The organism is Maribacter luteocoastalis (assembly GCF_048890225.1).
Classification (GTDB): Bacteria; Bacteroidota; Bacteroidia; order Flavobacteriales; family Flavobacteriaceae; genus Maribacter; species Maribacter luteocoastalis.
Window position 1 is genome coordinate 357,853 of the sequence record NZ_JBMFZG010000001.1, and the last position, 24,142, is coordinate 381,994.

At 37.3% G+C, this 24,142-nt stretch carries 20 protein-coding genes; all 20 read right to left on the minus strand.

Features of this window, described 5'->3' with window-relative positions:
• Window positions 1-61: 61 nt before the first annotated feature.
• Entirely contained in the window at window positions 62-1,309 is a 1,248-nt protein-coding gene (locus ACOCEA_RS01555; RefSeq protein WP_420754435.1) for an ABC transporter permease, read from the minus strand.
• A gap of 119 nt (window positions 1,310-1,428) precedes the next feature.
• Complete coding sequence (locus tag ACOCEA_RS01560) at window positions 1,429-1,704, minus strand: hypothetical protein (protein ID WP_420755036.1); 276 nt, start codon at window positions 1,702-1,704, stop codon at window positions 1,429-1,431.
• Window positions 1,694-2,227 carry a DUF420 domain-containing protein gene (locus tag ACOCEA_RS01565; RefSeq protein WP_420754436.1) on the minus strand — a complete coding sequence of 178 codons (534 nt, stop codon included), beginning with the start codon at window positions 2,225-2,227 and terminating at the stop codon, window positions 1,694-1,696. Before ACOCEA_RS01565 ends, ACOCEA_RS01560 begins: the two co-directional genes overlap by 11 nt.
• A 1-nt stretch (window position 2,228) precedes the next feature.
• Window positions 2,229-2,954 carry an SCO family protein gene (locus ACOCEA_RS01570; protein WP_420754437.1) on the minus strand — a complete coding sequence of 242 codons (726 nt, stop codon included), beginning with the start codon at window positions 2,952-2,954 and terminating at the stop codon, window positions 2,229-2,231.
• A complete protein-coding gene (locus ACOCEA_RS01575) occupies window positions 2,951-3,586 on the minus strand; it encodes a hypothetical protein (RefSeq protein WP_420754438.1) in 636 nt (211 codons plus the stop codon). The genes ACOCEA_RS01570 and ACOCEA_RS01575 overlap by 4 nt, the downstream gene beginning before the upstream one ends.
• A 130-nt stretch (window positions 3,587-3,716) precedes the next feature.
• Window positions 3,717-4,100 carry a cytochrome C oxidase subunit IV family protein gene (locus ACOCEA_RS01580; protein ID WP_420754439.1) on the minus strand — a complete coding sequence of 128 codons (384 nt, stop codon included), beginning with the start codon at window positions 4,098-4,100 and terminating at the stop codon, window positions 3,717-3,719.
• Between the two features lie 30 nt (window positions 4,101-4,130).
• Complete coding sequence (locus ACOCEA_RS01585; protein WP_420754440.1) at window positions 4,131-5,105, minus strand: cytochrome c oxidase subunit 3; 975 nt, start codon at window positions 5,103-5,105, stop codon at window positions 4,131-4,133.
• A 98-nt stretch (window positions 5,106-5,203) separates the two neighbouring features.
• On the minus strand, window positions 5,204-5,785 hold the full coding sequence (locus ACOCEA_RS01590) for a cytochrome c oxidase subunit 3 (RefSeq protein WP_420754441.1): 582 nt from the start codon (window positions 5,783-5,785) through the stop codon (window positions 5,204-5,206).
• Window positions 5,776-6,690, minus strand: a complete 915-nt coding sequence (gene cyoE, locus ACOCEA_RS01595; RefSeq protein ID WP_420754442.1) for a heme o synthase — start codon at window positions 6,688-6,690, stop codon at window positions 5,776-5,778. The genes ACOCEA_RS01590 and cyoE overlap by 10 nt, the downstream gene beginning before the upstream one ends.
• A 169-nt stretch (window positions 6,691-6,859) precedes the next feature.
• Window positions 6,860-7,564 (minus strand): energy transducer TonB, encoded by a 705-nt coding sequence (locus ACOCEA_RS01600; protein WP_420754443.1) that lies wholly within the window; start codon window positions 7,562-7,564, stop codon window positions 6,860-6,862.
• Between the two features lie 62 nt (window positions 7,565-7,626).
• Complete coding sequence (locus tag ACOCEA_RS01605) at window positions 7,627-8,019, minus strand: VanZ family protein (protein ID WP_420754444.1); 393 nt, start codon at window positions 8,017-8,019, stop codon at window positions 7,627-7,629.
• Window positions 8,012-8,392 (minus strand): glycine cleavage system protein GcvH, encoded by a 381-nt coding sequence (gcvH, locus tag ACOCEA_RS01610; RefSeq protein ID WP_420754445.1) that lies wholly within the window; start codon window positions 8,390-8,392, stop codon window positions 8,012-8,014. The genes ACOCEA_RS01605 and gcvH overlap by 8 nt, the downstream gene beginning before the upstream one ends.
• A gap of 90 nt (window positions 8,393-8,482) precedes the next feature.
• Window positions 8,483-15,667, minus strand: a complete 7,185-nt coding sequence (gene sov / locus ACOCEA_RS01615; RefSeq protein ID WP_420754446.1) for a T9SS outer membrane translocon Sov/SprA — start codon at window positions 15,665-15,667, stop codon at window positions 8,483-8,485.
• Window positions 15,668-15,672: 5 nt separating this feature from the next.
• A complete protein-coding gene (gene ruvA / locus ACOCEA_RS01620) occupies window positions 15,673-16,254 on the minus strand; it encodes a Holliday junction branch migration protein RuvA (RefSeq protein WP_420754447.1) in 582 nt (193 codons plus the stop codon).
• Between the two features lie 63 nt (window positions 16,255-16,317).
• Complete coding sequence (locus ACOCEA_RS01625; RefSeq protein ID WP_420754448.1) at window positions 16,318-18,612, minus strand: NADP-dependent malic enzyme; 2,295 nt, start codon at window positions 18,610-18,612, stop codon at window positions 16,318-16,320.
• Between the two features lie 133 nt (window positions 18,613-18,745).
• A complete protein-coding gene (locus ACOCEA_RS01630) occupies window positions 18,746-20,062 on the minus strand; it encodes an MFS transporter (protein ID WP_420754449.1) in 1,317 nt (438 codons plus the stop codon).
• A gap of 131 nt (window positions 20,063-20,193) precedes the next feature.
• A complete protein-coding gene (gene gtfA, locus ACOCEA_RS01635; protein WP_420754450.1) occupies window positions 20,194-21,648 on the minus strand; it encodes a sucrose phosphorylase in 1,455 nt (484 codons plus the stop codon).
• A 241-nt stretch (window positions 21,649-21,889) separates the two neighbouring features.
• Window positions 21,890-22,816, minus strand: a complete 927-nt coding sequence (gene queG, locus ACOCEA_RS01640) for a tRNA epoxyqueuosine(34) reductase QueG (protein WP_420754451.1) — start codon at window positions 22,814-22,816, stop codon at window positions 21,890-21,892.
• 36 nt (window positions 22,817-22,852) lie between these two features.
• A complete protein-coding gene (locus ACOCEA_RS01645) occupies window positions 22,853-23,434 on the minus strand; it encodes a diheme cytochrome c-553 (protein ID WP_420754452.1) in 582 nt (193 codons plus the stop codon).
• A 36-nt stretch (window positions 23,435-23,470) separates the two neighbouring features.
• The gene (locus ACOCEA_RS01650; RefSeq protein ID WP_420754453.1) at window positions 23,471-24,037 is read right to left on the minus strand and encodes a hypothetical protein; all 567 of its coding nucleotides are present in this window, start codon (window positions 24,035-24,037) and stop codon (window positions 23,471-23,473) included.
• Between the last annotated feature and the right edge of the window lie 105 nt (window positions 24,038-24,142).

Here is a 24,142-nt window from a genome sequence, read left to right on the forward strand (position 1 = left end):
ACAAATTTTATTGGTTGATAATTTAACTTCCAAATAGAAATTCAGTAATGATGACCTATAACTATTCATCCCTTAAAGCTTCTATCACATGAACTTTCGCCGCTCGCCACGCCGGAAAAAAACCTGCTATTGCTCCAGCAAAAATGAGCACAAAAACAGTGGTTAACGCTACATTGAAATTTACCGATGGATTAACCACATAGTCCACTTCCACATGAGGACCTACAATCTCCAATAAGCCCATACTTACAATAAGACCCGTAAACCCTGCTATGGCTGTCACAAATATGGATTCATGTAAAATCATTCCAACAATAGACCATGGTTTGGCTCCCAGTGCTTTTCTAATACCTATTTCCCTGGTACGCTCTTTTACAACGATTAGCATAATATTACTTACCCCTACAACCCCAGCTATAATAGTGCAAACCCCTACAAACCAAAAGAAGAACTTAATACCACCCATTAGGCTATAAAATCGCTTTGCTTCCTCCATTGGGTTCCAGACATGTATCGCACTTGTATCATCTGGCGCAACCGTATGGGCCTGTTGTAAATAAGTCTGCAATTCGTTTTTAAATTTAATGGATTGTTGCACCGCGGCCTCAAAATTCTCGGCTGGTGGTAGGGTATAGGCCATATTGTTGATATGATCCGCCCCGTTAAAAACCTGTTGCGCGGTGCTAATTGGAATAAAAATTCGTTCCTCTTCCCTTTCACCACCAACATCCCCATATACCCCAATAATTTTAAAAGGTATACCAGAAATATCCAAATACTCACCAATGGGATTTAAAGTATCCTTAAAAACCTCTCTTTTTATCTTATTGCCTATTACGGCAACCTTGGCCTTTGTGGCTTCATCGGTGTAGTTAAGAAATCTACCGTTTGATATAAACTCGTTCTCTATAAACTGAAATTGATGTGATATGCCTTGTATGCCATATGCCAAGGATTCTTTACCATAATTCACAAAGGCATCACGCACGAAAAGTCTAGGTGATTTGTTTTCAATCTTATCGTCAAGTAGGTTTGCGGCAAAATCATAATTCTCATTTCGCAACTGAATACGCCTACCTGGATTTAATCCTTTATACCCTTTAGATGTGACACCCGGCCAAACCCAGACACTGGTTGCGGCATCCTCCTCAAATTCTAAGGCTATGCCGTTCTGCATGCCTTGACCAAATCCTAATAAAATAACAAGTATGAAAATACCAGATGCAACAGATAAGCCTGTTAGGAAAGTTCGCAATTTATTTTTCCGAATAGTATCGAAAATTTCTTGCCATCGTTCTAGATCGAACATGTTGATTGATTTTGATTGATTGATGAGCACAATACAAGTATTGTACATAGGTATGACTACCTAATCCACACAATGTTACACAATCGAAAGAAAAAAAATGTTAAAATTATAAAATTATGTTAAGTGCGCATCCTGCGATAAATAAAATAGAAGAGACCAGCTACCAATACATAGGGAATTGCCATTAAATAAACAATGCCATTATTGATGCCTTCTGCCGCATTGCCAGATTCCTCACTTTCCAGTACTGCACGACACATTGCGCACTGAGCTTCTGACAATGAAGGAACCATTAAAAAGATAATGATCAACAGCGAAGAAATATGTGAAAGCCTTAAAAATCCCATAGCTTTTGAATCACTTTGCAATACAACAGTTTTAGTACTAGTGGACATAATACGGCGAAATCATTAGATATACTATAACACCTGTAACCGCAACGTACAACCAAATTGGAAATGTATATCTAGCTAAGGCCTTATGGCTTATATAATCCTTAAGATAAGCATGGGAATACGTGCGTAACACCAGAGGTATAAGTGCAATGGACAATACAATATGTGTAATTAAAATAAAATAGTAAACATAACCCACAACACCCTCTCCGCCAAAAGCAGTAGAATCTGAAGTCATGTGATACGCAATATACATTACCAAAAATACTAAGGACAATATAATGTTGGTTGTCATTAATTTTTGATGCAATGACTGATTCCCTTTTTTAACAGCCCAAACTGCTGTCAACAATAAAACCGCCGTTAAGCCATTGATTGCGGCGTAAATCGGTGGCAGAAAGGAAAGTGGTTCTACATTCGGAATTTTTATCGCAAACAATAAGGCCACTACTATAGGTATTACCACAGATGTTATGGTAATTAAAAGATTAAATCTCTTCTTCTTCAAAGCTGTACTTTCCATTTTATTCTTCCAACAATTTTTTAATATCCTCTTTCAACGCACTTATTTGCTCCTTTTCTCCCTGATCGTTCTCACCCATTTCCTCTGTTATGGCACCACGGTAATACACTATCGGGTTGCCAAATTCATCTTTTCTTGAACGAATATATCCTTGTTTATCCACTAGGGCAAAAAGACCTGAATGTTCAAATCCACCTGGGGCATCAGGCATTTCTGCAGCAAATATATTGAATCCGCTATTCGCCAGTTGATAAATTTCATCCTTATCACCGGTTAACAAATGCCAATCTAAATCCGTTATACCATACTTTTCTGCATATCCTTTTAATACCTCGGGAGTATCATATTTTGGTGTAATTGTAAACGAGGCAACCCCAAATTCATCTTGATCTATAAAATAGTCCTGTAGCGCTACCAAATTCTTGGTCATTACCGGACAAATACTTGGACATGATGTAAAAAAGAATTCTACCAAATACACCTTGCCAAAATAATCCTTATCTGTTACCAGCAAACTATCTTGGTCAATAAATTGAAATGCAGGTACTTTTCTTTTTTTGTTATTCAATATAACATAGGATAATCCTGAAGATGGCTTTCCTACATTCATACGGTCATTTTCTACCATCGTACCCTGTTTTAGCCTGTCTACAATTTTGGGAACCACTATAATTCCAAAAATTAAAATAACCAAGGAAACCCAAACGTAGGTGTATTTTTTATTCATTTGTTAGTGCGGTTTGCATTGTTCTTCTTTAGCGCCAATCTATATTCCGCAAGAATTATTTTAACATCGTCTTCCATTTTATTATTCAAATCAGCCACAGAATTGGTGTTAAAACCATATTTGGTGCCTTCATCTTTATCAGAAGTCCTACCACGTAAATTGTTATCCTTATCTATAATAAAAACATATGGTGTCCCCAATTTATCATCTAAGGTTAAATCTGTTTCTAGGGAATTGAACAAGATTTTAATTTTTGTAGGCTCTAAAAAAACAAAGTTCCATTTAACTATATCAACAAGACTGGAAAGTTCTTGTTTAAGTTCCACCACCTTTTCTTCGTTACCAACGGGCAGTATCATGACAAATTGAAAATCCTTAAACTCGTAAAATCTCTTGTATATCTTCTGATTGAGATTAAAGGCATTCCCTTTTTTTAGATGTATATCATCTCCCAAAAAACCAAGAACGGTAATATTATTTTTTAATTCGACCGAGGTTTCCAATAAGACATCTTCATTAATCTTTTCAGTTAGTACAGGTAACTTTCCAAAATTATTTACACCAGACGCAAAGAAAAGATATGCCACTATTGGGAGGACAAACAATATAACAAGAACAATAGTTTTCTTCATTTAAACCAAGATAAATAAGTATGGGAGCACAGTGATATTATATAAAACCGAGACACATCGGATTGTACGAACCCTACAAAAATAAAAAAAGACGGTCATAAAACCGTCTTTGTATACTGTTAATAATATCTTAGAAGTTCCAAGAAACGAAACCATCTTTATAAACATTATAAATATAATCTGCTTCCACTAATAAGATAAAAACCAAATAAATTACTAAAAATATTGGTGTCCAAACTATAGCTCTTCGCAAAGCAGTTTTCTCATCTCTTAAGTGCATAAAGTCCCAAGCAATATAATAGGCCTTTACTAAAGTAAGGATTATGAATATCCAGTTCAATAACTTCATTCCAAGAAAATAGGAGTCTGTCAATGCTGCTGGTTTAAGTATACCTAAAACAACTTCTATTGCCGTAACAAAAGTTAAAAAAGTTAAAACACCCCATATTTTCTGTGTGTTAGACTTGAATTTCAACAAGCCTCTAAAAATTTCCAATTTATGATCGTGTGCCATAATACAATATATTCTTGAATAATATTTAAGTTATACCAAATAGAAAAAGGTGAATACAAATACCCAAACTAAATCTACGAAGTGCCAATAGAGCCCTACTTTCTCCACCATTTCATAATGACCTCTTCTTTCGTATGTACCAATTACAACGTTGAAAAATATGATAAGGTTTATTACAACCCCAGAGAATACGTGAAATCCGTGAAATCCGGTTATAAAGAAGAAGAAATCCGCGAATAACCTGCTACCATATTCATTATGAATAAGATTAGCACCTTCTACTACCTGTGTTGCATTGTTTAAAATACTCAATGACTCTTGACGTGATAATAGTGTTTTCTCCCCATCTTCTCCAATAGTTTCTGTTCGAACAAGAATATTAGGATTAGCCTTAAAACCAGTGATTACCTCATTTAACGAATATGAGGGTAATGAACCTTCGTCATAAAACCAGATACCATTTTTTCTTTCATGTGCCTCTCGATCATCTGCTATCGTTTTGGAAAAATCAGCTAAAGCTGCCCTTTCACCTGTATCCGCTTTGACAAACTGTAAAATTCTACCTCCTTTGGTCTCTACAGCACCATAATCACCACCAATAAACGTAGCCCATTCCCAAGCTTGGGAGCCAACGAATATGGCACCTCCAATTATTGTGGCAAACATATACCAAATAACTGCTGTTTGTTTCATTTTATGACCAGCGTCTACAGCTAATACCATGGTTACAGAAGACATAATCAATATAAACGTCATAAATGCCACATAAATCATAGGATAATTTCCATGGAAGAAGGGTACATGGGTAAATACCTCATCGGCAATTGGCCAAGTTTCAATAAATTTAAATCTTGAAAAGCCATAAGCTGCCAAAAATCCTGAAAAAGTAAGGGCATCCGAAACTAGGAAAAACCACATCATTAATTTACCATAACTAGCACCAAGAGGTCTATTACCGCCTCCCCAAACGCTTCCTTCCGTTCCCGTTGTAACCGTCGTATCCATAAACTGATTTATCGTTTTAATAAAACTTTAGCAAATTTACATTTTTTTCAACTATATAAAAGCTGAATTACAATCAAAACTTTTTTTGTTGCAAATTATCACTTTACAAAGGTCATAAACACCACTAGGTACACCCATAAAAGGTCTAAAAAATGCCAAAAAGTGGCTCCTAATGTAATCCCCAAATTTTCTGTTGGTGAATATTTACCTTTATTTTGATTATATAACACTACTAAGAGCGAAATAATTCCAGCAACTACGTGCACTATGTGAACCATGGCGATCAAAAAAATATAGGACATTTTTATAGTACTGGTTGGCCCAGTAAAATAATACCCTTCTGCTACCATTTGTGAAAACCCGTTGAATTGTAGTATAATGAATACTATACCAAATACTAATGTTAATAATAAATAAGTAGTGCCCAGTTTTTGATTATTTTCCTTTACGGCCTTTTTGGCAAGGATATAGGTTAGACTACTTATGATTATGACTGCCATACTGAAATAGAACGAATTAGGCAAAACGATACCACTTACCCAATCTTCCCTTGAACTACTTACTATATAGGCACTGGTCCAACCAGCAAAGCCCATTAATAAGCTAACAATCCCAAACCAAAGCATCATTTTTTTTGCCCTGGCATTCTTATCTTTAGCTGTACCTTGTGTTAAATCCATCCTACTCTGATATATTTATCAATTACATAAACTATTTGCATCAACGTAATATAACTTACGCTTGCCAACATTAATTTTCTAGCGGAAACATTATCCATCCCAATAAACAACCTTAAAGCAAAAAGGAGCATTCCCAGACCCATTAAACCTACAAGAATTGCAGAAAATTCAGATAGCTGCAACCTTCCTGTTATTCCAAATACAGGTATTACCGAAATAAGTATCATCCAAATGGTATACATTATTATCTGAACAACAGTTCCCTTGTCTTTTTTACCAGTGGGCAACATTTTAAAACCACCTTTACGATAATCATCATCCAACATCCAACCTAAAGCCCAAAAATGAGGAAATTGCCAAAAAAACTGGATCATAAACAACGTTCCAGGTTCAATACCAAATTCGTTTGTTGCTGCTACCCAGCCAAGCATAAAAGGTATTGCCCCAGGAAAAGCTCCAACAAATACAGAAAGCGGTGTTTTTGTTTTTAAGGGCGTATATACACTTGTATAAAGAAATATAGAAATAGCGCCAAACATGGCTGTTTTTGGGTTAAGGAAATACAACGAAACCACACCTAAGACAGTAAGAACAATGGCAATGAGCATGGCCATTTTAACAGACATTCTTCCAGAAGGTATTGGTCTATTTTTGGTACGTTGCATCAACGCATCCAAATCTTTCTCAATAACCTGATTATATGCATTACTGGCTCCGACCATACAGTAGCCACCAAATGCCAATAAAAGAATAGAAACTGCACTTAATTCATATGCTCCTAGAAAATAACCCGCAATTGATGAAAAAACCACGCTTATTGCCAGCCTTGCCTTAGTAATCTCCTTAAAATCTGCAAAAATCAAAGCTATGGTATTGTTTTTTGCGGCGCTAACAGCAGTCTTCATTAGTACTTAAAAATAGGTGTGCAAAGATAACGCCAAAGCAATGGATCTGCAACCAAAGGAGTGTATTTCTATTAAATTTGAGTAACTAAAGAATTTCTATTTTCCTATAATAAAAAATCCCGAACTATTTAGTTCGGGATTTTCATATACTATATATTACAATAAAGTTTTATTGCAACTTAAATGTTATTGGGATACTAAATGGAACCCTTACTGCTCTACCCCTTTGTTTTCCAGGAGTCATTTTAGGCAGTTTACTTATAATCCTTTCTGCTTCTTTCTCCAAGTTTTTATCTGGTCCACGCATTCTAACATTACCAATGCTTCCATCTTTTTGGATAACAAACATAACGCTCACCCTACCTTGAACACCCATTTCTTGGGCAATTTCAGGATAACGGAAGTTTTTGCTAATGTGTTTTTGCATCATAGAGTTAAAACAGGCACGTTTATCACTTTCCCGCTCACAACCAGGAAAAACAGGAACATCCTCAATTACCGCGAAAGGAACATCTACATCTTCCTCTACCTCTTCTACTTCCACATCATCAACTTCTATAATTTCTTCCTCTTGACTAGTTTCTGTAGATTCGATCACCGTTTCCTCAACTTCCTCCTCATCCTCAACAACCTCAATAATTTCAGGTGCCGCAGGTGGTGGTGGTGGTGGTGGAGTTTTAATTTGCTCCGTCATAGGAACTTCTTCATCCAACAAATCATCCACATTCATGGAGATATCATAATCATTTGTTTCATCATACGTTTTCCATTCAAACGCCACATAGGTAAGTAGCATTACAGCGGCCAAACCAACAACGAAGTATAAACTGCTATTCTTGGTCAAATCCGCCTTTGGATTCTTTTTAGGTTCCATATCTATTCAATTTAGTGATTGCTAATTTAATTAATAAATTCATTACTATGCAATTAAAATTTTCATTTTAACGGCCAACTACGGGAAATCAAGTACTTAGCAACAAACATTCCTACTAAGGCACCTACTGTATTCGCAATTGCATCAAAAAAATCGCCTTGTCTATTCTCTGTAAAACTATATTGTACAAGCTCAATAATTATGCCATATAAAATAGACAAAAGAACCATTGTAAAAAGCGTTTTTGCCAACTTGAATTGCTTACCCAAATGTTCCTTTATTGCCAAAGTCCCAAGAAACACCATACCAAAATAAAAGGTAAAATGCACCAATTTGTCTAGATTAGGGACATTTAATTCGGTGGCATCTACCCCAGAAAAAGAAAATAAGCTGGAAAATGTCACAAACACCAACCAGCCTATAAATAGTATTCTAAAAATTATGTTTTTAAGCACCTATCAATTCCTTGTAATCCCCATCACTTAATAAATCGTCCAATTCATCTGAATTACTGAATTTTATCTTTACCATCCAACCTTCGCCATATGGATCGGTGTTCACTTTTTCCGGCTCATCTTCCAAGGTTTCATTAAAAGCGACTATCTCCCCTGTTAAAGGCAAAAACAAATCAGAAACCGTCTTTACGGCTTCAACAGTACCAAATACCTCTTCCCTATCTAAAGTTTCATCTAATGTATCGACCTCAACATAAACAATATCGCCCAATTCACCTTGCGCAAAATCGGTAATACCAACCGTAGCCGTATCACCTTCTATCCTAACCCACTCGTGGTCTTTAGTATATTTTAATTCTGATGGTATATTCATTATAATAGTTTTGATGTTGGGCAAATGTAAATTATTCTTGAAAGGAATTCAAAAAATAAATAGAACTAAACACCAGGAACTTTGAAATGGTTAATTCCCGAAGTTGTAGCGCAATGTAAATCCGGCATTGACCGTAGTCTGGGGAAATGCGGTAGAAACAGCAAATTGGGAAAAAGAATGGTCATAAAAAAACAAACAATTCAACTGTTTGCTTAACGCATAATCTGCGGTGAATTTTATGGACATAAGGTTTTGACCCGAAGTTATTTGATTGTTATCAATGTCTAAATTTCTGATAATGGTAATATTATCACGTAAACTCACATCAGCCTTTAAATTCAAATCACCTTTCAAACGGGTCTTATTTCCACCAATATTGGTCACAAATTTCACGTCCTTAATACGATAACCTAGACCAACCGTATATTCCTTACCGCTTATTTCGGTCATTAAATTATTATCAAAACTAAGGGATAAAGTCCTATCCGTCCTAACTTCTGCCAAAACACTAATAGAATTTTCCATTTCAAAATCCACACGCATCAAAGGATTAAACTGATCGGTCAAAACCACATTGTTTAAAATTAAATCTGGCAGTATATTTCCATCTTCATCAAATTGACCATTTTCCTTTTCCAAATTGGTCTGAAAAGAATTAATGCTGTACGAAGCCCTATACCCATGACTTAATGAGAAACGTTTAAATTTCTTTTTAAACCATTTATTTTTCATGAGACCCGTATACTTAATATTCCAATTAGGAATGGGAATCTCCCTAAAGGCATCTAAATTCACACGATTTACATCTTGACCCGTATATGCGGCAAAGAAGGCTGGCAATAGAACTTCAGGTTGCGTTTTCCCATACTGTAGTGGGAAACCCTCATCATCTACTGCCCCGGCAGACTGGTTACCCCTATCTGACTCCAACCTATTAGCCACTGTAATTCTATTTTGCTTGAACTGGGCAAAAGTTTCTGAATCAAATTCGTCACTTTTACCAAAAGCAGTACCAATCATCATGGTAGAAATACTAAAGTTTCCAAATTCGTTTTGGAGTCCATTTCTATTATCCAACAATGCCTCTAAATTATAATTTTCCTGAATACTGCTAGAATATTGCCTGTCTGCCACCAAATCTATGGTAATGTCTTTTGTAGGTTGCGCGGTTGCCGTAATATTTAGTTGTTTGTTAGTTCTTTTAACGAACTGCTCATTAAAATCTGTAAATGGGGTCAACCATCCATTTTTAGCCGCCTCAAAACGAACATCGGCTTGGCTACCAAAAATGAATCCTACAGAAGGTCTTGCGGTTCCAATAAACCCTACCGATTGTGTATAGCCAGGAAGTACGGTCCCGTTATTTTCATTGTAATTCAAATTAAGTCGTTTTACCATGGTAACCACATCTACAAAAGTATTAAACAGACCACTTGTCTTTTGTTTTACTTTCTCCTCGCCACCAGCGGCAACACCGGCCTTATCCCTTCGAACAGGAGCAGTACTGGCCTTACTTGATGTTTCCCGTTTTTTCAATCCTATTAAATCATAGAATTTTTGCATAGTTAATGAAGCTGTTAGCGCATGCGTATTTGCATTCTGTATGGTATTAATTTGCGCATTGGGATCATTCAATGAAATTTGGGCAACCTCAGCCAAGGCATCACCCCCGCGTTGCCAATCAAAATTACTGGTATAGCTATATTGCGCATTAATAAAATCCAATGCTGGAATTTTTGCAAACGGAATTTCATAGTTCAAATGCAATTGTTGGGAATGCCTATTGGGCTCGCCAATATCAAAGAAACCGTCCCAAAGATCAAGTGCTTTATTAATTCTATCAGCTGAGTTTATAGGTTCGTCTTCATTAAAATAATTGCGAACAATATTATTGTTGGATGCCGTTAAATTTAAACGCAACGATTTCGTCAAATTATAATTTACAGCATATTGCCAGTTAAACAGATAATTACGTTGTTGCAATTCTGGAAGTTCCAAACGATCAACACCTTCTTCACGAACATCCCTAAATCGTTGAGAATTAAACTGCCTATTAATATTAGAATTTACAGAAACACTGGCTGGCAATAAGTTTATATTTAATTCTTTTAACCATTGCCAATATTTACCGGTAAATAGGGAATCCTTTTTTACAAATGGAGCTACTTCAACTGGTTTAAAACTATGGTTATATACAAAGCCGGTGTTTACAGTCTGATCCCTTAGGTTTGCAATTTCAAAATCGCGATGCTCTGTTTCATTATAAGAGTAGTTAAAAGTAAAATTCTCAATATCATAGAAATTGGCATCTGCTTCTTCACCCCTATCCTTTCTAACCCCTATTAAGTTAATACTCGTCCTCTTGGTATAATCTTCTGCTTGTTCCTGTATTTCATCTGCTGCCTGTTGATCTGGAGCAGCATCAATTAAATCATCTAACTTTAAATCGTCATAAACAGGGTCAAATTCAGGTGTTATTACCTGTTCGGAAATTCCGTAGTTAAAAGGCAATTGTATTCCCCATTGTTTAGGCAATAATTGACCTACGTTTACATTGGTCACCACATCATAAGAAACTGCATCTTCCCTAGCCCTCTCGTTGGGCATTTGATCTATAGACCCAAATCCGGAAGTACTAGTACTACCCGTAGCCGTAACATTGGCAAAATCAGCAACATTGGCATCAAGCGCAGCAACCGCTGCCCAACCACCATTATTGTCCAAACCTGCCAGACGAAGTTCATTGAACCAAACCTCTCCCCTTGCAGGTAAGTTATCTTGGTTTTTAATACCCACCATCACACTTCTTATACTTCCTAAGGACGGATTTCCTTTTATTCCTATACGTATCCTTCCAGGGGTTCTAATATCAAACTCGCTTACCGGGAATACTTCCCCATTTTCAACTTCAAAAAATCGCACCTCACTTAAATCATCGCCTTGGATCCATAAAGACTTCACCTTGTTTAGATCGCTAAGGGCAATTTCCATCTCATTATCCTCAGGCCATATTTCACTCTCCGATGCTGCATTGAAGGGCGTAAACTGCAAGGGAAGCTCCATTTGATAATAATTTTGGGAAAAATCGGTTCCAATACGTAAGAAACCAACTAATGGTGTAGAACTATCAGCATAGTCGCTATCCACAATTTTCTCGGCATGCATGAACATTTTCAGTTTTTTATACTGACGGATATCTATATTCAAGTTCTTAAAAACACCTCTAGCATCTTGCGCCTCCAAACCTTCTACCAACAAAGAAAGTGATTGTTCATTTTGGCGAATTATGGTGTTATTGTTATTCAACTGTTCCCTAGCAACCCCAGGAGGCAACACATAAGGAATTGGAATTCTACCACTATTCTCTTCAATATTAACCGTATTAACATCAAGCGTTGTTCCATCGTCGGCCGGATTATCATCCACATCTTTATCTTGCAATGTTTTGGTATACGTACGCCAATCACCACGCACCAAATCCAGTGTAGCAAAGCGAAGTACCGTAGGATCTGCAAAACCAGTCATATACATACGCATAAAACTAATTGACCTAAAATCTGTAATACCACCAACAGCATCTGTAAAATCACTCAACGGAATTTTATACTGAATCCATCTATAATTAACTTCACCTCCATTAGGAATTCTAGTACCACTGGCAAGACCCTCCTTTATATCCGTTACATACTTGTCATTTATGGTTGTGTTGGGCTTTATCTCTATACGATACTCATAATAACTATTAACGGTATTCATGGTCAAATCCCTATCTACATCCTCAACATCTGGCAATGTAGTTGAACCCCTGTTGGTGTTCGTTACTTGTACAGGGGAATTACCATCAGGGTTATTAAAATCCAAATAACGCTCTAAAATGCCACCTTCCCTATTCAAATAATACTGGTAGTTGTCCAAAGCAGGGTCTGTACTAGGGTTACTATCATAAACAGCTGCCTCAGCTTCATCGTTTAATCCATCAAACCCTAAATCCTGCAAAGTTCTATTCGCCTCACTGGCATCAAAAGCATACACCAAAGATTGGGTAGCAGGCACTTCCCCCCAAGAAGTTGGGGCAACAAAATCATTACTCTCAACACCTGGCAAACCATTTTCGTACTGTTTTTTACCATCCCGTAAAATATCCTCTGAAATATTACCTAGATTCAACACGAGTTCACCTGGGCTTGTGGCTTCACCATCTACATAAGGGTCTAATACCCAAAACTGTACAAACTCTACATTGGACTGTTCAAAATTAGTACTGCTCAAAGAGCGCATAATGCCCGCCCACTTTTGTTGCGGCTGCGAGTTCTCAAAATTCGAATTGTTATTATATGGCCCTTTTAAATTTGGATAATACGCCATATCCAAAGTCCCTTGAACTGTGGTTTGCCCTTGGGCAATGTCCGTTTGGGGAAAAACCTCATCTATAAAAACTCTTCTCGTAGGATTTATAGAAATATCATTATCACTGATAGTAGATGGCCTTTGATTGGTATAGAAAATTGGATCAATGGTATACCATGCCATTTTTGCCCTACCAAAACCATTTTCCAAGTTCGCGGGATCTTCCGGTGAACTACCGGCCAATTGACCTCCTGTAGCAAACTCCAAAGGTGTACTGGCCAATGACCAGCCCAAAGATGCCCTAATATCTATTAGTGCCTGTGCCCCTTCAAAATCATCTAGATATGTGGTTGTCTCGCCTTGAAAATCGGCATTTTTAGGCGAATTAGGCTTTAACCAAGCCACCTCTGCACGAACGGATACATTGGATGGTACGTCCGTATCAATATTTGGAAGCTTGTTGACCATTCTGGTCAACCAAGGTACTTCCGTAGAAAAATTACCGTTTAAGCCAAAAATGGTATTATTTACCGGTTCAACACCAAAATTGGATTTTTGTGTTAATGGACGTTCGTTAAGATTTAACAATGTACCGCCCAATACAAAGTTCTTATTGAATTGATGCTCTACATTAACCCCTGTAAAACGTCTAGTTTGCTGACCAAATACTGCATTATTTTCTACTGAAATATTTATTGGCGTATTGGAGGCTTCCAAACTTGGGTCTAAAATTTGTACCGTCCCCGCCTGATAGTTAACCGTATAGTCAATACCTTCTTGCAATTGTCTACCACCAGCTGTAACACGAACCGAACCACGAGGTACATTAAAAGCACCAATAGGAATACCATTGCTTCCCTCGGCCTTATACCTACCTTTTAGAAGAAATTTGTTCTTTTCGGGGTCTTGTAAGGCGGCCGCTTTGGTGAGTTCATACATGTCCCTAAACACATATTGTTCTTGGTTCTCATTATACCCTGATTCATTAGCATACCCTCCTGAATTTCCATTTTCCAAAGTCTCAAAAAGGTATTCCCCAAAAGGTTCCACCTTTGTAAAAATGATTCGGCCACCTTGGGTATCCACAGTTATTCCGGGATAAAAATCAAAAAAACCATCCCCTCCTGGTTGCAGGTCATTATACACATTTAACCTATCTAGATTAAACACGTCCAGAAGTATCCGCTCTTCAAGACCTTCTGGCCAGCCAGTTCCAGGACCCTCCACAACTGGAGTAATGTAGTTACGTGGTGTTGGATCGGAGTATAGGATATTCAACTTAAAATCATCTTGACTCAATCTAAAAGCACCTGTGGCATAAATATTTTTCATCATCAAGTCCCAAATAGGATCACTGATGTTGGTAATGTTACTCTTTAATAATTTAAGGATCAGTGTATTATTCTCAATAATAGGATTAGCTCCTTGTGAAACTGTTGTAGCATCAAGTCCACCATTGGCAAACTCCCCTACTTGAAAAACTTCACCTTGAAAAGTATATTGGTAGGCAACTGCCAACACTTCATCGTTACTTAAACGTTGGTTCAATGAAACATAACCCAATTGCGTATTGAAATCATAGTCACGGCCTTGTTCCAGCTTTCTTGCATTTTCCAAAATCGCATAATCAAAACCTTGATTAGGACTATAGCCAGCACTAAAACTTGCTGGATTAAATCCATTCTCTACAGTAGCGATATCCCTTATACTTTCGGTTAATGCCCCACCAGAATTTATTAAGGTTGGGTCAAAATCGTTCGCATTATTGCGAGGTCTTACATCTGACGGATTATTAAAAAAACCAACACCTGAACCACCATTCTGCCCTACCCTGGTTTTATTAATATTAGCCTCACCCAAATCCTGTAATGCGACTACATTACGTACGTTAAGGGTTTGCTGGCTTCTATTGGTTACCCATACCTCAAGTCTTGTAATCTGTATTTGACTTTGTATGTATGGATAATTAGCCAATGCTTGGTCATAGTTATCACGGAAATATTGGGACAAAAAGAAGTGCTTGTCCTCATCATAGTCCAATGCGGTAATCGAAAATTCATTTAAAGTACCACCGCCTTGTGCTACTACTGTATTGTTTTGTGAACGCTGTTCAGAAAAGACTGCGGTAACCGTAGTTTTGCCAAACTGTAACTGTGTCTTAACACCAAATAAACTCTGGGCTCCTTGAATCAAAGAACTGTTCAAAGGCATATTCACGTTACCAACTTCTATTTTCCTAAGAATATCATCTTCCGTTGGCGTATAATCTAACTTTACAATATTTTGAAAATCGAAAGTTGCCTCCGTATCATAATTGGCAGTCACCTGTAATCTTTCTCCAATTTTGCCCAACATACTTAAACTAATACGCTGATCAAAATCAAAAGAGAGATTGGATCTATTTCTTGGTGATAGTGAGGGATTGTCATTTTTTTGCCAAATGACACCTAGGTCCATTGCTACTGAACCTTGTGGAATAACCTCTATGGTGTTACCCCCAAAAACTGATTGAAAAAAATCGTTATTTATATAAAAATTGGGAAGTAAATTTTTTCTAGCCTCTTCGCTACCTTCTTTTTTACCGGAATACGCATCGGACTTTTCCTTAAAATAATCCTTAATCCCTTCTTTTCTTATGAGTTCGTAGTATTGTTCTGGAGTAAGAATAATGGGATAGCCAATATTGAAATCACCAACACTTTCATTATATATATACCTATCTAATTTTGGGTCATAAATATACTTGGCAACAATACTATCGGGATTTTCCAAAACAATACGCCCTAAGTCATATCCTGTTTTTACGGAATCAACTTCCTGTTCCTCTACTTCCTGTGCCATGGAAAGACCCATAGATCCAAAAAACAGAATAAATAACGATACGTACTTAAAATTGGATTTAAGAAATTTAGTTGCCCCTTGTTTCAAACTTGCTACAAATTTTTGAGCGCGAGTTTTATTATATTTTCCACGCTTAAGGAGGCGTCTTGGGAAATTACCTTATCCACAACCTTTTCGGCTTGTTTTTTGGCAAAACCAAGAACCTCTAATGCAGATAACGCTTCATCTTTATTTGTATTGTTTGAAGTGTAGGAAACTTCATCTAGGTCATACACTTTTAAAACCTTGTCCCTTAAATCTAAAATCACCCGCTGTGCTGTCTTGGCCCCAATACCTTTAATGGCCTGAATAGTGGGGACATCACCATTAGCAATAGCATCTCTAATTTGCAGGGGTGACATAGATGAAAGCATGGTCCTTGCGGTGCTTGAACCTATACCTGAAACCGATAAAAGTAACCTGAAAATTTCCCTCTCAGATTTTTCTGCAAAACCAAATAGGGTGTGTGAATCCTCCTTAACCTGAAGATGTGTATAAACATGAACCAATTCAACCTCAGGTAACTTTGAGAAAGTATTCAATGAAATGTTTACAAAATAACCAACACCCCCACATTCAACTACAATATTGGTTGGGTTTTTCTCAATTAATTTTCCCTTTAAGTGATGGATCATATGACTAAATTACGACAGTATAATACGTTTATATTACTAGATATTCCGCCAGCGTTTATTTATTTAATTAGCAGACTTGGCTTTTTTGCGTTTTTCCCTTTCTTGGGCATCTATTACAGCAATAGCGGACATATTTACAATTTCGTCTACACTAGCACCTAATTGCACAATATGGACCGATTTTCTTAAGCCCATCATTATTGGCCCTATCGAATCAGACTGATTCAGCTCCTTTAATAATTTGTATGTAATGTTAGCAGATTCCAAATTTGGGAATATTAGCGTATTCACTTTTCTACCTGCCAATTTTGAAAACGGAAACTTACTTTCGTGAAGTTCCTTATTTAAGGCAAAGTCCATCTGAATTTCACCATCAACAAGTAAATCTGGCTTTGTTTCATGTAAAATACGGACTGCCTCACGTACTTTTCTTGCATTAGGATGTGTAGAAGAACCAAAATTAGCATAACTCAACAAGGCTAAAACAGGGTCAAAACCAAAAGTAGATGCCACATTTGCGGTCATTTGCGCAATCTCAGCTATCTCTTCCGCATTTGGCTCTATGTTTATGGAGGTATCTGCCAAAAACAGTGGACCCCTATCGGTAATCATTATATTCACGGTAGCCACTCTTTTAACACCAGTTGCCCTACCGATCACTTCCAAAATAGGTTTAACTACGGTTGGATAAGCTCTCGAATATCCAGACACCATACCATCTGCATCGCCCTCCAAAACCATCATGGCACCAAAATAATTACGTTCCCGCATTTTTATTTTTGCACTATAAAAGGTAACACCACTACGCTTGCGACTCTCCCAATATTTGGTGGCGTATCTTATGTGGCGCTCATCAAACTCATCGGACATAGGGTCTATAATACTTAAGTCAGCATCAAACTCCAATTCCTTTTTAAGCTCCAAGATAATTTCTTTTCTACCTAGAAGTATTGGTTCTGCAATACCTTCTTCATGTACTATCTGTGCTGCCTTGAGCACATCTAAATGATCGGCTTCCGCAAATACGATTTTCTTTTTATTGGATCGCGCCCTACCATGTAATAATCGAACAACCTTATTATCATTACCCGAGCGTAACATGAGCTCTTCCCTATACTTGTCCCAGTCCTCAATTGGTGCTTTTGCAATGCCACTTTCCATTGCTGCCTTGGCAACTGCCGGTGGAATCTCATAGATGAGACGTTGATCAAAAGGTTTTGGTATGATATATTCTTTACCAAAGGTGAGCCTTGTTTCGCCATAGGCAATATTTACCTGTTCTGGCACAGGTTGTTTGGTAAGGTTGGCCAACGCCTTAACTGCGGCCATTTTCATAGCCTCATTAATACCGGTTGCCCTAACATCCAATGCTCCCCTAAAAATGAACGGAAATCCAAGAACATTGTTCACTTGGTTAGGATGATCCGATCTTCCAGTAGCCATTATAATATCCTTTCTGGTCTTACAGGCCAAATCATAGGCTATTTCAGGATCTGGGTTCGCCATGGCAAATACGATTGGGTTATCTGCCATTGAAATAAGCATTTCTGGTGTAACGATATCTGCAATGGACAAGCCAATGAATACATCGGCATTTTCCATAGCCTCCACCAGGGTATCTATCTTTCTATCTGAAGCAAATTCCAGCTTTTCCTTTGATAGGTTTTCGCGGTCTTTACGGATAACGCCTTTGCTATCCAACATTATTATATTCTTGTCACTAGCTCCAAAAGCCTTGTATAATCTTGTGCATGAAACAGCAGCTGCGCCTGCACCACTTACCACTATTCTTACATCTCCAATCTTTTTTCCGGTAAGTTCCAATGCATTTAATAGTGCCGCCGCAGAAATTATGGCGGTACCATGCTGATCATCATGCATTACGGGAATATCTAGCTCTTCCTTTAATCTTCGTTCTATCTCAAATGCTTCAGGAGCCTTTATATCCTCTAAATTTATCCCACCAAAAGTAGGTGCAATCATTTTTACAGTCTCTACAAATTTGTCTACATCTTCAGTATCTACCTCAATATCAATACCATCAATATCTGCAAAAATCTTGAACAACAAGCCTTTACCTTCCATTACCGGTTTTGATGCTTCTGGGCCAATATTACCTAATCCCAAAACTGCCGTTCCATTAGAAATAATAGCTACTAAATTACCTTTAGAGGTATATTTATAAGCATTTTCCTTGTCTTTTTCAATTTCCAAACAAGGCTCGGCAACCCCAGGTGAATACGCCAAAGCCAAGTCTCGTTGTGTAGAATAAGGCTTTGTTGGTACAATTTTAATTTTTCCCGGTTGGGGTTTTGCGTGGTAAACAAGCGCTTCCCTCCTTTGTTTTTCTTTGCTCATATGGACAAGGTTTGAAAAACAAATTTAATCCTATTCTTTGGAAATCATTATAAAGATCCCTGATTTATGCAGAAGTAAACAATAACCCTAAAATAATGCACTAAAAAGAATTAAAAGCGATTGATTTTGATAATTAAGAAATTGCTGCTATATCTTTCTTAATGTTTAGGCGCATAGCCAAAATAGCCGCGAGTATAAGGAATATACCAGCAAAAAGTATTGCATTTATGGCATTGCCTCCTAATAGATATTTATATATAGGTCCAAATGACAAGGTCTCAATTCCCATAGGAATAACGATCATCATATTTAGAATTCCCATATACACGCCTCTTCGTTCTTGGGGCACTACTTTTGAAACCATAGTATAAGGCACTCCCATCATGGCAGCCCAACCTACACCAAATAATACCATAGGCGCCAACACGAACCATGGGTCGTGAATAAAGGGGATTGCAAATAGTGCAACACCTGTTCCCACCAAACTTAATGCATATACTTTTTTCCCACCAAATCGCAATGTTAAGGGAACCAAAGCTAATGCAACGACCATGGTAACAATATTATATGTTAAGCTCATCTGCGCAGATAGGGATGCAGCTTCAGAAATACCATAGCCCATAGTACTCATAAACAATGGAGTTATATATTGCCAATAAACAAACAAAGCATACCACTGAAAAAGATATACAGCGCCAAGTTTCCACATAAACTTGGGCATCTCTTTAATTGCTTTTGAAATTTCTAAGAAAGGTTTGGCTATACGTTCCCCTAAAGGCTTTGTTCTAGCTTCATTAATCTCGGCCAGTTCCTCATCTGTAGGTGGTATTTCGGGTGTTTTTAAAACTGACCATAAAATAGTGCTTATAGATAGCATGCCACCAATGTAGAATGAATAATAAATCCATTTAGGTATTTTACCGGCTTCTTCTACTGAATCAGCTCCAAACAAATACTGGAACAACACTATTGAGCCCATTGCCAATAAGATACCTGCGCCAACAAACAAACTTTGCATTTGATACCCAAGGCTTAATTGCTTTTCAGGTAGTTTATCCCCAACAAATGCCCTGTAAGGCTCCATGGCCATATTGTTGCCCACATCCAATATCCATAAAAGACCCACCGCAAACCATAAAGCTGGACTAGTAGGGAACGCAAACAAACATAAGCTTCCTATTATCGCCCCGATTAAAAAATAAGGCTTCCGTCTACCCCACTTTGGAGACCAAGTCTTATCTGACATTGCCCCAATAATTGGTTGAATGACAAGTCCAGTAACCGGTCCTGCAATATTTAAAATAGGTAACATTTCTTCGGTAGCGCCTAAATAAAGAAAAATTGGATTTATGGCAGTTTGCTGAAGACCAAAACTGTATTGGATTCCCAAAAACCCAACATTCATATTAAATATTTGCCAAAAACTTAAGCTTGGTTTACCTATTTTCATAATTACGCAATATGACCATTAAAAAATCTTGTGTAACAATATAGCATTTTAAATAAATAGTGCAGGCAATAGAAGTTAAGAATTTCTAATTTTCACTAACTATAACGTTGTAGTTTTATAACATATTCATCTTAAAATAAACTATTATATCCATTTTCTGTGGAAAAGGAAATTTTAAGATCCATTGAATGTAGATCTAGAACCAATTCTGCCCAATCACTTTCTTTTTCCCATCTTATTTTTAATATTTCTTCAGATGATTCCAACAAATTAAAATTGCCATTAAAAGCTACATGGGTATTCCTAAAAACCATTAATTTCTTAAACTTATCAAAGAAGGGTGTTACCATTTGGTTCCCTATTTCTTCTAAAGAATAATAATGTCGGTTTATATCCCTGCCAACATTTGTTTTGGACAATAGCCCCATATCATTTTCACCAGCAAAAAGTCCAACATAGTATACCTGTGGAATTCCTGGCACAAAAAACTGAATGGCCCTAGCTATCAAATATGCATTTTCATCTCTACCAAGCGCTTCAAAATAGGTGCAATTAACTTGATATAAGTCTAAGTTAGATGCAGCTTCACCGGTTGCCTTTCTGCTAGTATCCCTGCTATTGGTATGCATACGCTCAACAATGGTATCCAAGGCCTCATCATCAATAAGTCCATTCTGCCCTTTTTCAGAAGCTACATCTATGATACCAATACCATCATGCGTATCTAAAACCGTAATTGCATTCCGAGGGCTTACCGCGAGCCAGTTTTTAAGATTCTTGGCATTTGCATTAAATAGAGTATCGAGAACCAAAACAGGTAACGCAAAATCATATACAAAATCTACTTTTTTAGCAATTTCTATTTGTGTCTTGTAAAAGGAATGGATTTCAACCAATACAGAAATACCCATTTCTTTACACTTTAAGGTGAGTTGATCAATAAAATTAAAGGTTTCATCAATCATAAAACAACTTGTACCTGCCTTCTTAATGGCATAACCAGCAGCATCTAAACGAATCATGTTTACACCAGATTTTTGTAACTTATTCAAAATTCCTTCCAAATAGGCCTTCCCTTTCGTAGAATGTACATCAATATCTATTTGGTTAGTGGTAAAGGTTGTCCAAATAAGTCGTTCTTCACCACTTTTCAATTTCATTTTTGCAAATGGGAATCCTGGCCTAGGCCGATAAATTTTGACTAGCTCCTTTTCTGTAGCACCATTAGGAAAGACTTTATCAAATGTTAAAAAAAGTGCTGCATACTCGGAATCTTCACCATTTTCTAAAAAATCTTGAAATTCAACCGATTGGGCAGACATATGATTTACAATCAGATCTGCCATGACATCTACATTATCACTAAGGGTCCTTAAGTCATTCCAATTACCCAAGCGTTCATCTATTTTTTTGTGATCTATGGGATCAAAGCCTGCATCCTCACCATCAATGGGATAATAAAAAGGCAAAATGTGTACACCACCAAACAGACCTTTAAGTTGGTTTTGAAGCAATGTGTTCAATCCTTGGATATTTTCACATCCAAGTCTATCAACATAAGTTATAAGTTGTACCTTATTTTCCATTGGGACTTTATATAATTTGTATTATTAGAAAATTTTATAGGAGAAAAAGAAAATTCTCAAAGTAGCTTTTCCACAAATAGTAGTTCAATATAATATTAATTAACACAAATTATGGGCTACTTTTTACAATTAGTATGCTAAGAAAAAACTCAAACGTTTGCGTTTATAAAAAGGGTGGGGAATAAAAGTCCTAAGCCCATAAAAGGAAGTTACCATCTCTGTAAAACTAAATAAATAGCCACTATTTCGTGTTCTTGACAAAGTCAATATTGCGCTTAAGACCTGTCAGCTTTGTCCTTTTTACTGCTGATTTTTTAAATATTATTTTAAAAACATCATCTGTTATTTCTTCCCAGTCTTTTTTGGACATGGAGAGTAACTTTGGATTAGGATCAAAGAGTGGTTCTTGATGTGGTTTAGAAAATCTGTTCCATGGGCACACATCTTGGCAGACATCGCATCCAAATATCCAATCATCTAACATACCTTTAACCGATGATGGGATTTCATTTTTTAATTCTATAGTAAAATATGAAATGCATTTACTACCATCAACAACATAAGGTTCTACAATGGCGTTGGTTGGGCAAGCGTCTATACAGGCGGTGCACGTACCACAGTGATCGGTGACTGGAGTATCATATACCAGTTCCAAATCCACAATAAGCTCTGCAATAAAATAGAAAGAGCCTACTTGTTGGGTTAGTAAATTTGAGTTTTTACCAATCCAACCCAATCCACTTTTTGAGGCCCAAGCTTTATCCAAAACGGGTGCCGAATCTACAAATGCACGGCCGTTGACCTCCCCAATCTCAGCCGAAATAAATTCTTGAAGCTCCCGTAATTTCGATTTTATGACATGATGGTAATCGTTGCCATAAGCATATTTGGAAACTTTATAGGTACCTTCTATTTGTACGTTTTCAGGATAGTAATTAAGAAGTAATGAAATAACTGATTTTGCACCGTCGACGAGCAACCTAGGATCTAAACGTTTGTCAAAATGGTTTTCCATATACCCCATTTCACCATGCATATTTTTATTAAGCCAATGTTCTAATCTGGGCGCTTCTTCCTCAAGAAATTCTGCCTTGGAAATACCACAAGACAAAAAACCGAGGCGTTTGGCTTCGGTTTTTATTTGCTGTGACAACATACTTCGGTTCATACTCCGAAGGTACATTAATTTTAATTCAGTACCTATTTAGGAGGCGGGCGGTGTATAGGCCGGAACTATGTTTTCTATTGGCTTTAAGGATTTAAGATACGTAAAAATGGCTTCAACATCATCATCTTCCAAGTGCCTGTACGCCTCTACGGGCATGGGTGGCAAAATGGGACGTGAATTGTCCAAACCTTTGTACTTACCTTCTTTAATGGCCTTTTTGAACTGGTTCAAGGTCCAATTGCCAATGCCGGTTTTATCCGGTGTAAGATTTCCTGCATAGCTGGTTCCCCAAGGTCCGACCGCAGCCGTTAAATCCCCTGCAAACAAAGCCCAAGGGCCTAAAGGAACATTTTCAGGAATTGGCGGTAAAGCTCCAGAACTGTCAAATCCCATCATGTAACGGTCCATATCCGGTACAGGCCCCATTTCGGTCATTTTCTTGGGCGTATGGCAATCTGCGCAGCCAATAATACTTACCAAATACTCACCTCGCTCTTCTAAATTCACCGTTTTAACGTTTGCTTCCTCTACCACTTCGACCTTCTTTTCCTTAGGCTGGTTGCAAGAGGCCAATATCAATACCGAAAAGGTCATAATCGCAATTGCTTTATTTTTCATCTTCTTTCTTTTTTTGGTTTATTATTTAATTGAGGGTTATTTACCTGAAGGGTCATTTTTAGGAACAACAGGATTCAAGTCCGTAAATACCCCATCAGGATTCTCAATAACTACCCACGCATGCAAGGTCCACGCTCCACCGGGTAAATTATAATTCTTATCCCATTGATCACTGTCACCGATAAAACCTTCCGGTGGACCATCTGGCGACAATACAAAAGGTACGGCATATTCCACGCCTACAAGTTTCAATTTTCCTTGCTCATTGGGCACGTACAGGAGAATTTCTGGTTTCTCCATATCAAATTCTCCATCAATCAGTCCTACATTGATATAATGGAAGCCCATGTTGGGAACATAGATAGATGGATTAAATGGATAAGGATCGGCATAGCCTGCCTTTTTCGCCTGTTCAAAGCTGTGAAAGCGCATGGTTGCCTTTTTAACTTTTTTCAATTGGGATTCCAATGTTTCCTTCTTTGCTTTTACCGATACCATTTCAAGCTCGGTATCTGCTGTAGCCTCCTCTTTTGAACAGGAAGTGACTACCAGGAGTAATAACAGACTTCCGAAACTTGTAATTGTGCTTTTTAATGTCTTCATAACGATACGATTTAAATGAAATGTTATTTGTCCTTTGGGGAACCGTATCGCTAAGGTCAAAAGAAGCAATAAAAGTGGCTGACAATGATGTCGCATATCTTAACA